The organism is Streptococcus oralis subsp. dentisani (assembly GCF_002096335.1).
Classification (GTDB): domain Bacteria; phylum Bacillota; class Bacilli; order Lactobacillales; family Streptococcaceae; genus Streptococcus; species Streptococcus oralis_Z.
The window spans coordinates 658,816-672,903 of sequence record NZ_NCUW01000030.1 but is presented as its reverse complement, the minus strand read 5'-3'; the positions used below and the strand labels follow the sequence as shown (position 1 = coordinate 672,903).

At 40.5% G+C, this 14,088-nt stretch carries 12 protein-coding genes and 1 pseudogene; 10 read left to right on the top strand and 3 right to left on the bottom strand.

The window, feature by feature from the left end; all coding sequences use genetic code 11:
• Positions 1-92 precede the first annotated feature (92 nt).
• The 6 genes from pgdA (at position 93) to B7709_RS09785 (ending at position 6,721) form a co-directional block, all read left to right on the top strand.
• Positions 93-1,484 (top strand): peptidoglycan-N-acetylglucosamine deacetylase PgdA, encoded by a 1,392-nt coding sequence (pgdA, locus tag B7709_RS09815; RefSeq protein WP_084972607.1) that lies wholly within the window; start codon positions 93-95, stop codon positions 1,482-1,484.
• A 79-nt stretch (positions 1,485-1,563) separates the two neighbouring features.
• Positions 1,564-2,406: an aldo/keto reductase gene (locus B7709_RS09810; protein ID WP_084972606.1), complete on the top strand. Its 843-nt coding sequence runs from the start codon at positions 1,564-1,566 to the stop codon at positions 2,404-2,406.
• 268 nt (positions 2,407-2,674) lie between these two features.
• On the top strand, positions 2,675-3,046 hold the full coding sequence (locus B7709_RS09805) for a GFA family protein (protein WP_084972605.1): 372 nt from the start codon (positions 2,675-2,677) through the stop codon (positions 3,044-3,046).
• Between the two features lie 210 nt (positions 3,047-3,256).
• Entirely contained in the window at positions 3,257-4,174 is a 918-nt protein-coding gene (gene glyQ / locus B7709_RS09800) for a glycine--tRNA ligase subunit alpha (RefSeq protein WP_000038733.1), read from the top strand.
• Positions 4,175-4,385: 211 nt separating this feature from the next.
• The gene (glyS, locus tag B7709_RS09790; protein ID WP_084972603.1) at positions 4,386-6,422 is read left to right on the top strand and encodes a glycine--tRNA ligase subunit beta; all 2,037 of its coding nucleotides are present in this window, start codon (positions 4,386-4,388) and stop codon (positions 6,420-6,422) included.
• Positions 6,423-6,463: 41 nt separating this feature from the next.
• Positions 6,464-6,721 (top strand): DUF896 family protein, encoded by a 258-nt coding sequence (locus tag B7709_RS09785; RefSeq protein WP_000371291.1) that lies wholly within the window; start codon positions 6,464-6,466, stop codon positions 6,719-6,721.
• 86 nt (positions 6,722-6,807) lie between these two features.
• Here the strand turns inward: B7709_RS09785 and B7709_RS09780 are convergent, their stop codons facing one another.
• From B7709_RS09780 to B7709_RS09770, 3 genes are read right to left on the bottom strand one after another with little or no spacing between them, the layout of a single operon-like run.
• Complete coding sequence (locus tag B7709_RS09780) at positions 6,808-8,052, bottom strand: NAD(P)H-dependent oxidoreductase (protein WP_000673665.1); 1,245 nt, start codon at positions 8,050-8,052, stop codon at positions 6,808-6,810.
• A gap of 17 nt (positions 8,053-8,069) precedes the next feature.
• Positions 8,070-8,675, bottom strand: coding sequence for an NADPH-dependent FMN reductase (locus B7709_RS09775; RefSeq protein ID WP_000915933.1), 606 nt, complete (start codon positions 8,673-8,675; stop codon positions 8,070-8,072).
• 18 nt (positions 8,676-8,693) lie between these two features.
• Positions 8,694-9,623 carry an FAD:protein FMN transferase gene (locus B7709_RS09770; protein ID WP_084972602.1) on the bottom strand — a complete coding sequence of 310 codons (930 nt, stop codon included), beginning with the start codon at positions 9,621-9,623 and terminating at the stop codon, positions 8,694-8,696.
• A 310-nt stretch (positions 9,624-9,933) separates the two neighbouring features.
• On the opposite strand from B7709_RS09770, the gene nox reads away from it, so the two are divergent.
• The 4 genes and pseudogenes from nox to B7709_RS10290 all read left to right on the top strand — a co-directional run bounded on the left by nox (position 9,934) and on the right by B7709_RS10290 (position 14,082).
• On the top strand, positions 9,934-11,313 hold the full coding sequence (nox, locus tag B7709_RS09765; RefSeq protein WP_061453802.1) for a H2O-forming NADH oxidase: 1,380 nt from the start codon (positions 9,934-9,936) through the stop codon (positions 11,311-11,313).
• Between the two features lie 149 nt (positions 11,314-11,462).
• Positions 11,463-12,338, top strand: coding sequence for a pyridoxal 5'-phosphate synthase lyase subunit PdxS (gene pdxS, locus B7709_RS09760; RefSeq protein WP_000138514.1), 876 nt, complete (start codon positions 11,463-11,465; stop codon positions 12,336-12,338).
• A complete protein-coding gene (gene pdxT, locus B7709_RS09755) occupies positions 12,339-12,923 on the top strand; it encodes a pyridoxal 5'-phosphate synthase glutaminase subunit PdxT (protein WP_084972601.1) in 585 nt (194 codons plus the stop codon). It begins immediately after the preceding gene.
• A 428-nt stretch (positions 12,924-13,351) separates the two neighbouring features.
• Positions 13,352-14,082, top strand: a pseudogene (locus B7709_RS10290) (ABC transporter ATP-binding protein).
• Positions 14,083-14,088 lie beyond the last annotated feature (6 nt).

Here is a 14,088-nt window from a genome sequence, read left to right as displayed (position 1 = left end):
TAGATTATCTAGGCTTTTTTGTTATCGTTTTTTAAAGAGTAGAATACCTGTTTATCATTGAAATTATGGTCTGGATTTGATATGATAAGAATATGAGAAAAAATAGAGCGAAACGTGTCCATCACGATAAAAAGAAAAGTACTTTACTTGTTTTAGTAGGTATTTTAAGTCTTGCTATGATCTGCCTAGGTGGCGTGATTGGTCACAAGATTCTACAGAAACAATCCTATGAACAAAAAATTGAAACCTTAAAAAATGAAAAAGATCAACAGTTTAACGCAGGCAGTCAGAAAGACCATTTCCGAAAAGGTCAAGCTGAAGTGATTGTCTATTATCCTCTTCAAGGAGAGGAAGTCATTGCGCCTGTTAGGGAAAAAATCAACCAGGATATTAAAGAAAAGCTGGAAGATAAAGAAGATTTGGTCTTTTATTATACGGAGCAATTGGATCCTGTTTTAAAGGGAGTTCTTGCTCGTAATATTACTAAGCAAGTTTATGATTTGTCTGCAGCTAAGGTTGAAGAAAAAGAAAAGACTTCTTTGGGGAAAGTTTACTTGACAGAAGATGGTAAACTTTTTACTCTTAGTCAACTTTTCAAAGATGCTAGCAAAGCTAAGGAACTCCTGCTGAGTCAAATCAAATCAACTCTAGAAGATAAGAAACTTGACCAGACAAAAATTGATCAGGTTCTAAAAAACTTTACAGACCAAGATCTGGCATCATGGAGCTTTGATTATAAAGATAGTCAAATCATCCTTTATCCTGCCAATCCAGGAGAGACTCTGGAGGAAATTGCTCTGCCAATATCCAGTTTCTTTGATGTATTGGAGTCTTCTTATCTATTAGAAAAGGATGCTGAGCTCTACCAAGCTTACTTTGTACAAAAAAATAAAAAAGTTGTAGCCTTGACTTTTGATGATGGTCCAAATCCATCTACAACTACACAAGCTTTGGATACCTTGGCTAAGTACGGTGTAAAGGCAACCTTCTTTGTACTTGGCAAAAACATCGCAGGAAATGAGGATCTTCTGAAACGAATGAAATCAGAAGGACATGTTGTGGGAAACCATAGCTGGGATCATCCCGTTCTTTCCAAATTGTCTCTGGAAGATGCTAAAAAACAAATCACGGATACAGAAGATGCCTTGACCAAGGTTTTAGGATCGAGTTCTAAACTCATGCGTCCGCCTTATGGTGCCATTACTGATAATATCCGTAACAGTCTGGACTTGAGCTTTATCATGTGGAATGTGGATAGTTTGGACTGGAAGAGTAAGAATGAAACAGCTATTTTAACAGAGATCCAGCATCAGGTTCGTAATGGATCGATTGTTCTTATGCATGATATTCATGGCGCTACAGTTAATGCTCTTCCAAAGATTATAGAATATCTAAAAGAGCAAGGTTATACATTTGTGACTGTTCCGGAATTGCTGAATTCTCGATTGAAAGCTCACGAAATGTATTATGACCGTGATCAATAACTATCAAAATCTAAAGAGACATGCCTCTGTTAATCTGGCTTTGTTTCTTTAGATTTTCTTCACATGGAAAGGAAAAACGATGAAATCTTATACCCTTAATAACGGAGTTTCAATTCCAGTTTTAGGATTTGGAACCTGGAAAGCTGAAAATGGAGAAGTAGCCTATCAAGCTGTTTTAGAAGCTTTGAAGGCTGGTTACCGTCATATCGATACTGCAGCTATCTACAAAAATGAGGAGAGTGTTGGTCGCGCTATTCGAGATAGCGGTATTACACGCCAAGAAATCTTTGTAACAACCAAACTCTGGAACACCAATCACAGCTATGAAGAAGCTCGCCAAGCTTTTGAGCAATCAATGGAAAAACTAGACTTGGACTATCTAGATTTGTACCTTATCCATTGGCCAAATCCAAAACCACTAAGAGAAAATGACGCATGGGAAACTCGCAATGCTGAAGTCTGGAGAGCGATGGAGGACCTTTACCAAGAAGGCAAAATCCGTGCTATCGGAGTTAGTAATTTCCTTCCCAAGCATTTGGATGCTTTGCTAGAAACAGCAAGAATCATTCCAGCGGTCAATCAGGTGCGCTTGGCACCAGGAGTTTATCAAGAGGAAGTGGTTGACTACTGTAGAGAGAAAGGCATTCTCCTAGAGGCCTGGGGACCTTTTGGACAAGGAGAGTTGTTTGACAAGAAAGAAGTCCAAGAAATTGCTGCTAAGTATGGGAAATCAGTGGCTCAAATCGCCTTGGCTTGGAGTTTGGCAGAAGGATTCTTACCTCTACCTAAGTCCGTGACTGCCTCTCGTATCCAGAGCAATCTTGACTGTTTTGGGATTGAACTCAGCAAAGAAGAGCGAGAAATCTTAAAGACTATCTCGGTGACTTCTGGTGCACCACGTGTGGATGAGATGGATTTTTAGAAAGTAAGAAAAAGAATTGTAAATTTCTTGCCTTTCTGATATAATATTCAACAGGAAAGAAAGTTTTATGGCGTTCTTCAAGCGAGCTTGGGATAGTGGGAGCCAAGTAGGACAAGGTAAGAAACTGGCACTTTCTGTCGTATTTTTAAAAACAATGAAGTAATAAATTAGGGTGGAACCGCGTTTCTGACGCCCCTAGTCGTAAGGCTTGGGTGTTGAAATTCGGTTTTTTTGAGTTTCGTCAAATACCCAAGAGGAAAGGAACATAATGATTAAAGGATCTTGTTTATGTAAAGCAGTCACCTACACTCTAGATGAAGAATTATCGGAAATAGTTTTTTGCCATTGCTCATTCTGTCGGAAAACAACTGCGTCGGCCTACACAGTTAATGCCAAAGTTAGCAGCAAAAACCTGGCATTGTATGGAAAAGAGAATTTGGTTACCTATAGTTCATCTCCAGGGAAACAACGTTATTATTGCCAGAACTGTCATAGTCAAATTTTCACTACTCAAGAAAATATACCAGAAGTTTGCGCTTTGAAATTAGGAACAATAGATGAATGCAATCAGAATTTACAAACTGTTCCCAAACGTCATATTTTTCAGGACCCAGCTTTTTCTTGGTTGCTTGATAAATAAACCTAAGAAGATAATATAAATTAAAGGAGTAAACAATGTCTAAAAAATTGACTTTCCACTACGTCAGTGGCAGAAACCTCCTTACAGTCGGACTGCCCTACGCTCAGCACTAGGGTGCTGAGCTAGACGCAGTACTAACTCGTCTTGCCTCGTATAATCGACGAGGCAGACTCGTGTCGCAAGAAATCATTTTTTATTAAGGAGTATTCAATGTCTAAGAAATTAACATTTCAAGAAATTATTTTGACTTTGCAACAATTTTGGAATGACCAAGGTTGTATGCTCATGCAGGCTTATGACAATGAAAAAGGTGCGGGAACCATGAGTCCGTACACTTTCCTTCGTGCTATTGGACCTGAGCCATGGAATGCGGCTTATGTAGAGCCATCACGTCGTCCTGCTGACGGTCGCTATGGGGAAAATCCTAACCGTCTTTACCAACACCACCAATTCCAAGTAGTGATGAAGCCTTCTCCATCAAACATTCAAGAACTTTACCTTGAGTCTTTGGAAAAATTGGGCATCAATCCTTTGGAACACGATATTCGTTTCGTTGAGGACAACTGGGAAAATCCATCAACTGGTTCAGCTGGTCTTGGATGGGAAGTTTGGCTTGATGGGATGGAAATCACTCAGTTTACTTATTTCCAACAGGTCGGTGGATTGGCAACTGGCCCTGTAACTGCGGAAGTTACTTATGGTTTGGAACGCTTGGCTTCCTACATCCAAGAAGTAGACTCTGTTTACGATATTGAATGGGCTGATGGTGTAAAATACGGAGAAATCTTCATCCAGCCTGAGTACGAGCATTCAAAATATTCATTTGAAATTTCGGACCAAGAAATGTTGCTGGAAAACTTTGATAAGTTTGAAAAAGAAGCTGGTCGTGCTTTGGAAGAGGGCTTGGTTCACCCTGCTTATGACTATGTTCTCAAATGTTCACACACCTTTAACCTGCTTGACGCGCGTGGTGCCGTATCTGTAACAGAGCGCGCGGGCTATATCGCTCGTATCCGTAACCTAGCCCGTGTCGTAGCCAAAACTTTTGTTGCAGAACGCAAACGCCTAGGCTACCCACTTTTGGATGAAGCAACACGGGCTAAACTCCTAGCAGAAGACGCTGAGTAAAGAGAGTGACAAATTACGAAAATGGGCGAACAGAGTGAGCCCTTAGCCAGTTGCCGCAGTGATGAAGGTATCCTTAGTGAAGCTAAGGATACTAGGCAAAATTGGAGACTTTCGACTCCAATTTTAGCAATGAAACAACGAAGTTGGTTGCTTGCGTGCCAATCACATAAGGCAAACTGGAAAATAAAAAGATACTTTTCGGAGAAAAAATATGACAAAAAACTTATTAGTAGAACTCGGTCTTGAAGAGTTACCAGCCTACGTAGTAACTCCAAGTGAAAAACAACTAGGTGAAAAAATGGCAGCCTTCCTCAAAGAGAATCGCCTGTCTTTTGAAGCCATTCAAACTTTCTCAACACCACGCCGTTTGGCTGTTCGTGTGACTGGTCTTGCAGACAAACAGTCTGATTTAACAGAAGATTTCAAGGGACCAGCAAAGAAAATTGCCTTGGATGGTGATGGAAACTTCACCAAAGCAGCTCAAGGATTTGTCCGTGGGAAAGGCTTGACAGTTGAAGATATTGAATTCCGTGAAATCAAGGGTGAAGAATATGTCTATGTTACCAAGGAAGAAGTGGGCCAACCAGTTGAGAACATTGTTCCAGGTGTAGTAGACGTCTTGAAGTCATTGACTTTCCCTGTCAGCATGCACTGGGCAAACAACAGCTTTGAATACATCCGCCCTGTACACACTTTGACTGTACTTTTGGACGAGCAAGAGTTTGATTTGGACTTCCTTGATATCAAGGGGGCACGTGTAAGCCGTGGTCATCGTTTCTTAGGACAAGAAACCAAGATTCAGTCAGCAGTGAGCTACGAAGAAGACCTTCGTGAACAGTTTGTAATCGCAGATCCACGTGAACGTGAGCAAATGATTGTTGACCAAATCAAAGCAATCGAGGCAAAACATGGTGTACGTATCGAAATTGATGCGGACTTGCTTAATGAAGTCTTGAACTTGGTTGAATACCCAACTGCCTTCATGGGAAGTTTTGACGCCAAATACCTTGACGTTCCAGAAGAAGTTTTGGTGACTTCGATGAAGGAACACCAACGTTATTTTGTTGTTCGTGATCAAGATGGAAAACTCTTGCCAAACTTCATTTCTGTTCGTAACGGAAACGCAGAGCATTTGGAAAATGTTATCAAAGGAAATGAAAAAGTTTTGGTTGCCCGCTTGGAAGACGGAGAATTCTTCTGGCGTGAAGACCAAAAATTGGTTATTGCAGATCTTGTCGAAAAATTAAACAATGTCACCTTCCACGAAAAGATTGGTTCCCTTCGTGAACACATGATTCGTACGGGGCAGATTGCCATTCTCTTGGCAGAAAAAGCTGGTTTGTCAGTGGATGAAACGGTTGATCTAGCCCGTGCAGCAGCCATTTACAAGTTTGACTTGTTGACAGGTATGGTTGGTGAGTTTGATGAACTCCAAGGAATTATGGGTGAGAAATATGCCCTTCTTGCTGGAGAAACTCCAGAAGTTGCGGCTGCTATTCGTGAACACTATATGCCTACATCAGCCGAAGGAGAACTTCCAGAGAGCAAGGTCGGAGCCATTCTAGCCATTGCAGACAAATTGGATACGATTTTGAGTTTCTTCTCAGTAGGCTTGATTCCATCAGGTTCTAATGACCCTTATGCCCTTCGTCGCGCGACGCAAGGTGTGGTTCGTATCTTGGATGCCTTTGGCTGGCACATTGCTATGGATGAGTTGATTGACAGCCTTTACAGTTTAAAATTTGACAGCTTGACTTATGAAAATAAAGCAGAGGTTATGGACTTTATCAAGGCTCGTGTTGATAAGATGATGGGTTCTACTCCAAAAGACATTAAGGAAGCAGTTCTCGCAGGTTCGAATTTTGTCGTAGCGGATATGTTGGAAGCAGCAAGTGCTCTCGTAGAAGCAAGCAAGAAAGAAGATTTCAAATCGTCTGTCGAATCTCTCTCACGTGCCTTTAACTTGGCTGAGAAGGCAGAAGGTTCTGACATGATTGATCCGGCCCTCTTTGAGAATGAAGAAGAAAAAGCTTTGGCAGAGGCAGTAGAATCACTCGTTTTGTCAGGGACTGCAAGTCAGCAATTAGAACAACTCTTTACGCTTAGTCCAGTTATTGATGCTTTCTTTGAAAATACCATGGTAATGGCTGAAGATCAGACTGTCCGTCAAAATCGTTTGGCCATCTTGTCACAACTAACCAAGAAAGCAGCTAAGCTCGCTCGTTTTAACCAAATCAATACTAAATAAACTCAGTCAAACGGACTGTATCTTATCACAAAGGAGAAAAAATGGATCCGAAAAAAATCGCTCGTATCAACGAGCTTGCCAAAAAGAAAAAAACAGAAGGCTTGACTTCTGCTGAAAAAGTGGAACAAGCTAAACTTCGCGAGGAATACATCGAAGGCTATCGTCGTTCTGTTCGTCACCACATTGAAGGAATTAAAATCGTGGACGAAGAAGGCAACGACGTTACACCAGAAAAACTACGTCAAGTACAACGTGAAAAAGGTTTGCATGGCCGTAGTTTAGATGATCCAAATTCATAAAATTCAAGGGTTTTGTAGATCATCTACAAAACCCTTTTTTGGTAATAATAAAAAAAGAAGGAGCCACTAGGCTCCTTTTTGGTTTTTTAGTTACTTGCACCAGAAGTAGCGTCTGCGCCACCACCGTGGCCTCCAGCGTCACCTGAATCAGAAGCGCCAGAAGTAGCATCAGCATCTCCATGTCCTCCAGCAGCAGGAGCAAATGGTCCGCTACCACCTACCAAACGTTGACCAGTTTCTTTTAGGTACCAGTCAAGCCATGGTTGGAAGTTAAAGACGATTTCATTGATACCAGCGTATGATCCGTCAGGATAGTACATAGCTTGGTAGTTGTGAGTGTTGATAACACCTGCAGGAGATCCTGGAACAATCGTACGGACGTATTCTTGGTTTCCGTTGCGAAGTGTTCCGATAACCCACTCTACATTCTTCATGCGTGCTGGTGGAAGAGAACCATGCACAGTTGACATACGGTTACCTGATTGAGGTGGTACACGTTTAGCAAACATGGTGTCTGGATCTTGGTGAGCGTTATTGTAGTAGAGGAATTGGTTGTTGTCATCAGCATATGTCAATTCAAATGGCATAGCTTTCAAGAACATATCGATTTGGTTAACTGTCAAGATACCGTGGTCCAATTTGACATAGGTATCACCAGAAACAGCGCCAGTGATTGCAGCAACTTTTTCTACCCATTCTGGATCGTCAGGATCAACTTCTGTGATGGTTGTAGCGATTGGTTTTCCACAATCCAAGTCTTCTGGTTCGATTGGTTTTGGTTTTTTCAATTTCGAAACGACTCCTACGTATTTTACAAAGTTATCTAAGCAAGTCTCAAGGAATTTAACAGTTCCTTCGTTGGTGATATTTCCGTCGTTATCAAAAGCTTCCTTAGCTTTACCAAGAAGAAATTCGTTACCTGGAAGCGTGTAGGCATTGACACCTGGAGCGTCAAGGATCTTACGAAGGTGAACTTGGGCACGTGAAGTTCCTTGGTCGTAGTATGATGCTCCCACAATCATAACAGGTTTGTTTTCAAATGGATGAACTTCGTATGAAAGCCATTCAAGTACAGATTTGAGTGAAGCTGAGATAGTGTGGTTGTGCTCAGGAGTAGCGATAATAACACCATCAGCACGCGTAATCTTGTTATATAAGAAACGCAATTGGAAACTTTCGTCCCATTTTTCGTCTTGGTTAAACATTGGAACTTCGTCGATTTCAAGAACTTCTAATTCAAATTTGAATTTAAAATTGCGACGGATAAATTCCAAGAGTTTGCGGTTATATGATTGATCGTAGTTTGATCCAACAAGTCCAACAAATTTCATTCTTTCGGTCTCCTATCTTACAAATTTTCCCAGTCAAATTCTTCAGCATCTTTGCGAAGCAATTCTTGTGCATTGCGCAATTTTTCAGTAATCTTCACGAAGATACGGAAGTCATCAAAGATGGCATCCAATTTCTTGATGACGTCAAGGTCAACCAAGTCCCCACTTGGGTTAAATGCTTGAAGAGAGTGTGAAAGCAAGAATTCATCTGGAAGAACATTTGCCTTAATTTCAGGAGCGTTCAAGATTTGACGAAGTTGCAATTGGGCACGAGAGGAACCAAGAGTGCCGTATGAAGCACCAGTGATCATGATTGGTTTGTTCAAAAGTGGGTAGATACCATAAGATAGCCAAGCAAGAGCGCTCATCAAAACTGCTGGGATAGAGTGGTCGTACTCAGGAGTACCGATAATCACACCATCAGACGCTTCAATTTTAGCTGCAATCTCAAGAATTTCAGCTGGAAGTTGCTTATCTGCTGGTTTGTTGAAAACAGGGATGTCCTTGATTTCAACGAGTTCAATTTCAGCTTTATCCGCAAAGTGTTTTTGCATGTATTGGAGCAATTGGCGGTTTGTAGAACGTTTAGAGTTCGTTCCAACAATGGCAATAAGTTTTAGCATGAGATTTCCTTTCTCTTTTTACATAATACAATTTTGAAGGCCTGAAGAACAAGCAAGGCGTCCCTCTTTGTCAATGAGGATGGCTTCAATACCATCTATACTTTCGACTTGCCAGAGGATAGAAGCGCTTCGTTCTCCGAAAAGGCGTGTTGTCCATATCTCACCATCAACGGATTTATCAGAGACAATCGTTAGGCTAGCAAGATCGGTTTCGACAGGAAAGCCTGTCTCACTATCAAAGATATGGTGATAGTCTTTTCCATCTACTGTCAGGTGTCGTTCATAGATACCTGAAGTTACAACGGATTTGTTAGAAGCAGGAATGGTTAGGAGATGATTGCCACGAGGATTTCGCGGATCTTGAATACCAATCTGCCAGGCTTTCCCATCTTTGGCTTGATTATTCCCGATAGTGAGAATATTTCCTCCGAGATTGATCAAGGCAGAAGTGACTCCGTGTGCTTTTAAATACTGGGCAACCTTATCTGCACTATACCCTTTAGCTAAACAACCTAGATCAAGTTTCATCCCTTCCTTCTCTAAAAAGACAGTAGAGCTAGCGGGATCTAACTTGATAACATGCGGGTCAACTAGAGGCAAGACAGCTTCGATTTCGTTTAGCTCTGGGAGTCGGGCATCTGCAAAGCCGATTCGCCAAGTTTGAATCAAGGGACCAATACTGATATTGAGGTGGCTAGATGGAGCTAGGCTGTGTTCTAAACCAAGTTCAATCAGTTCAAACAGGTCAGGATGGACCTTTACAGGTGCAATTCCAGCCTGGTGATTGATTTCCATCAGTTCGGATTCTTGACTGTTGGCGTTGAAGCGGTACTCGAGCTCTTTGAGCAAATCAAAGGCTCCTTGAAGCAGGCAATCGGCCTGTTCATCTACTAATGAAATGGTGATAGTTGTTCCCATTAGCCGTTCAGAACGTGAACGAAGAGGCAAGCTACCAACTCCTTTCTACTTCATAGGAAATCTTCTAAGTTATGTTAAATTCTATGATGATTTAACCCCTTACATTTTCTTTCCATGTTTCTAGCATAACATAAAGTCAGCGTTTTCACAAATAATTTTTGACAAAAAGTCAAGAAATATGCTTAAAAAATATAAAATATGGGATAGGAACTCAAAACAATTAATATAATAAGGATCTTTTTACTGAAAAAAAGAGAAATCTAAGCAAATTCCTTGTAAACGCTAACAGTAAATGTTATACTAGAAAGGTAAATCATAAATTAAAGGTAGGAATTTTTCTATGAGTAAAATCGTTGTAGTTGGTGCTAACCACGCTGGTACAGCATGTATCAATACTATGTTGGACAACTTCGGACATGAAAATGAAATCGTTGTATTTGACCAAAACTCAAATATTTCATTCCTTGGTTGTGGAATGGCGCTTTGGATCGGGGAACAAATTGATGGCCCAGAAGGTCTCTTCTACTCTGATAAAGAAAAATTGGAAGCAAAAGGTGCTAAAGTTTACATGAACTCACCAGTTCTTTCAATTGACTACGATAATAAAGTTGTGACTGCAGAAGTTGAAGGTCAAGAACACAAAGAATCTTACGACAAATTAATCTTTGCGACTGGTTCAACTCCAATCTTGCCTCCAATCGAAGGTGTTGAAATTGTTAAGGGCAACCGCGAATTCAAAGCAACACTTGAAAATGTTCAATTTGTTAAGTTGTACCAAAACGCTGAAGAAGTTATTGAGAAACTTGAAGACAAGAGCAAGCACCTTGAGCGCATTGCCGTTGTTGGTGGTGGTTACATCGGTGTAGAACTTGCTGAAGCCTTCGAGCGTCTTGGAAAAGAAGTGGTTCTAGTAGATATCGTAGACACTGTCTTAAATGGTTACTATGACAAAGACTTCACTCAAATGATGGCGAAGAACTTGGAAGATCATAACATCCGCTTGGCACTAGGTCAAACAGTAAAAGCAATCCAAGGTGATGGCAAAGTTGAACGCCTGGTAACAGACAAAGAAACATTTGATGTGGATATGGTGGTTCTTGCAGTTGGTTTCCGTCCGAACACGGCCCTTGCTGATGGTAAGATTGAACTCTTCCGCAACGGTGCCTTTCTTGTAGATAAGAAACAAGAAACATCTATTCCAGGTGTATACGCTGTTGGTGACTGTGCAACTGTTTATGACAACGCTCGTAAAGACACTAGCTACATCGCGCTTGCTTCAAATGCTGTACGCACTGGTATCGTTGGTGCTTACAACGCTTGTGGACATGAATTGGAAGGAATCGGTGTACAAGGATCAAACGGTATCTCTATCTATGGTCTTCACATGGTTTCAACTGGTTTGACTCTTGAGAAAGCAAAAGCTGCTGGTTATAACGCAACTGAAACTGGCTTTAACGATCTTCAAAAACCTGAATTTATCAAACATGACAACCACGAAGTTGCTATCAAGATTGTCTTTGACAAAGACAGCCGTGAAATTCTTGGTGCTCAAATGGTATCACGTGATTCTGCTATCAGTATGGGAATCCACATGTTCTCACTTGCTATCCAAGAACATGTGACAATTGATAAATTGGCCTTAACAGACCTATTCTTCTTGCCACACTTCAATAAACCATACAACTACATCACAATGGCTGCACTTACAGCTGAAAAATAAAAAAATGAGCTATCTGGCCTTAAGTTAAGGTCAGATAGTTTTTTAATCATTTTGTACCCATACAATTATGATTTTTTTATCTTGAGGTTCATTCTTTTCTGGCTTAAAATGGAATGGTAGCTACCAATACAAGTAAAGAGTAAAAAGAAATGACTGAAAATCGTTATGAACTAAATAAAAACTTGGCGCAGATGCTCAAGGGCGGTGTTATCATGGATGTACAAAATCCTGAACAGGCCCGTATTGCAGAGGCTGCTGGCGCGGCTGCTGTTATGGCCTTAGAGCGGATTCCAGCTGATATTCGTGCAGCTGGCGGTGTTTCCCGTATGAGTGACCCAAAGATGATTAAGGAAATCCAAGAAGCGGTGAGCATTCCAGTGATGGCCAAGGTTAGAATCGGGCATTTTGTAGAAGCTCAGATTTTAGAGGCCATTGAGATCGACTATATCGATGAAAGTGAAGTGCTTTCTCCAGCTGACGACCGTTTCCATGTGGACAAGAAAGAATTTCAAGTACCTTTTGTATGTGGGGCTAAGGACTTGGGAGAAGCCTTGCGTCGTATCGCTGAAGGTGCTTCTATGATTCGTACCAAAGGAGAACCAGGGACAGGAGATATTGTCCAAGCCGTTCGTCATATGCGCATGATGAATCAGGAAATTCGCCGCATTCAAAATCTCCGTGAGGACGAACTTTATGTTGCTGCTAAGGACTTGCAAGTCCCTATTGAATTAGTTCAGTACGTCCATGAACATGGAAAATTGCCAGTTGTAAATTTTGCAGCTGGAGGTGTTGCAACGCCAGCAGATGCGGCCTTAATGATGCAACTGGGAGCAGAAGGTGTTTTTGTTGGATCAGGTATTTTCAAGTCAGGCGACCCTGTTAAACGGGCAAGTGCCATTGTCAAAGCCGTAACCAACTACCAAAATCCTCAAATTTTGGCTCAAATCTCTGAAGACTTAGGGGAAGCCATGGTTGGTATCAATGAGAATGAAATCCAAATTCTCATGGCTGAGCGAGGAAAATAGATGAAAATCGGAATATTAGCCTTGCAAGGTGCCTTTGAAGAGCATGAAAAAGTGCTAGATAAATTAGGTGTCACAAGTGTCGAAATCAGAAATTTAGATGATTTTCAACAGCATCAGAGTGACTTGTCTGGTTTGATAATGCCTGGTGGGGAATCCACAACCATGGGCAAACTCTTGCGTGATCAGCAGATGTTGCTTCCCATCCGAGAAGCTATACTTTCTGGCCTTCCCGTTTTTGGTACTTGTGCGGGCTTGATTTTGCTAGCTAAGGAAATTATTTCTCAGGAAGAAAGTCATCTTGGAACCATGGATATAGTAGTTGAGCGCAATGCCTACGGACGCCAACTGGGAAGTTTCTATACTGAGGCAGAATGTAAAGGAGTTGGCAAGATTCCCATGACCTTTATTCGCGGTCCGATTATCAGTAGTCTTGGAGAGGGTGTGGAAATTCTAGCAACCGTAGACGACCAAATCGTTGCAGCTCAGGAAAAAAATATGCTGGTGACCTCTTTTCATCCAGAATTGACCGATGATGTTAGCTTGCACCAGTATTTTATCAAAATGTGTAAAGAAAAAAGACAGTAAAAAAGCGCAAAAAATCACTTCCTGTGCTATACTGTAATTGAAATTTTTTTAATTTTAGCGTTAGAACTGTTTCCTCAGTCCTAGCGCCTTTTCTTTTTGATAAGTCTGCTTGGTGGAGAGTAGTTTTACATATGCTACTATCTTTGTTATAGCTAACTTTAATTCTCATTTATTAAGTATACCTAAGTTTTATGTTTAAATTTTGTATAGAATAGCTGTACCTCTTAATAAAGCTATGTTTACGCTTTCGATACTATTATGGTAATAGAAAAAATTCTTAGTTCGCTAAAGACCTTTATTCGAGTTCCAGAGGAAATAGAAATTTTATCCATTAAAAATACGTTTCATAAGTTACTTACTTGATATTAATAGAATTCCAATATTGTATAATTAAATCAAAGATGACACTGGAATCAGGAGGATTTATTATGGTTAATAATGTAGCTGTTAAAGTCTCAAACCTTTCAAAAGAATTTTTGTTAGGGCAAGACAAAATTGTCTCTATTTTGAAAGATGTTTCTTTATCTGTGAATTATGGGGAATTTGTATCAATACTTGGTGTAAGTGGTTCTGGAAAGTCTACTTTGCTAAGTTGCTTATCAAGTTTATCTGAACCAACAAGTGGCGAAGTTGTTATCAATGGTGTAAATCCATACACCTTAAAAGAAGGGAAGCTTGCTAAATTTAGAAGGCAAGATATTGCAATAATTTTTCAAAACTATAATCTGGTACCCGCTCTACCTGTACTAGAAAATGTTACACTTCCTCTGAGACTCTCAGGAAAGAGTGTTGATAGCAATAAAGTAAAAAAATGTTGGATAGTTTGAATTTTAAAGCAGAACTATCATCATTAGTTGCTACCTTATCAGGTGGAGAACAGCAAAAAGTGGCTATTACTCGTGCAATAATAGCTGATAGTAAAATTATTTTTGCTGATGAGCCAACAGGAGCTCTGGACAGCGTCTCAAGAAAACTTATTTTTGAAACACTTCGTAATTTAGCGAGTCAAGGAAAATGTGTTTTTATGGTCACTCATGATATTGAGTTGGCTTCAAAAACTGACAGAGCACTCATTTTAAAAGACGGAAAAATATCTCGACAAATTATTAAACCTTCAGCTGATGAGCTCTACCAAGCACTTGAAAGTGGTAAAGATTAATTTGAG

Bases quoted from the DNA above. Each gene is read 5' to 3' on its own strand.
- pgdA (WP_084972607.1), top strand. From the start codon at position 93: ATGAGAAAAAATAGAGCGAAACGTGTCCATCACGATAAAAAGAAAAGT.
- B7709_RS09810 (WP_084972606.1), top strand. From the start codon at position 1,564: ATGAAATCTTATACCCTTAATAACGGAGTTTCAATTCCAGTTTTAGGA.
- B7709_RS09805 (WP_084972605.1), top strand. From the start codon at position 2,675: ATGATTAAAGGATCTTGTTTATGTAAAGCAGTCACCTACACTCTAGAT.
- glyQ (WP_000038733.1), top strand. From the start codon at position 3,257: ATGTCTAAGAAATTAACATTTCAAGAAATTATTTTGACTTTGCAACAA.
- glyS (WP_084972603.1), top strand. From the start codon at position 4,386: ATGACAAAAAACTTATTAGTAGAACTCGGTCTTGAAGAGTTACCAGCC.
- B7709_RS09785 (WP_000371291.1), top strand. From the start codon at position 6,464: ATGGATCCGAAAAAAATCGCTCGTATCAACGAGCTTGCCAAAAAGAAA.
- B7709_RS09780 (WP_000673665.1), bottom strand. From the start codon at position 8,052: ATGAAATTTGTTGGACTTGTTGGATCAAACTACGATCAATCATATAAC.
- B7709_RS09775 (WP_000915933.1), bottom strand. From the start codon at position 8,675: ATGCTAAAACTTATTGCCATTGTTGGAACGAACTCTAAACGTTCTACA.
- nox (WP_061453802.1), top strand. From the start codon at position 9,934: ATGAGTAAAATCGTTGTAGTTGGTGCTAACCACGCTGGTACAGCATGT.
- pdxS (WP_000138514.1), top strand. From the start codon at position 11,463: ATGACTGAAAATCGTTATGAACTAAATAAAAACTTGGCGCAGATGCTC.
- pdxT (WP_084972601.1), top strand. From the start codon at position 12,339: ATGAAAATCGGAATATTAGCCTTGCAAGGTGCCTTTGAAGAGCATGAA.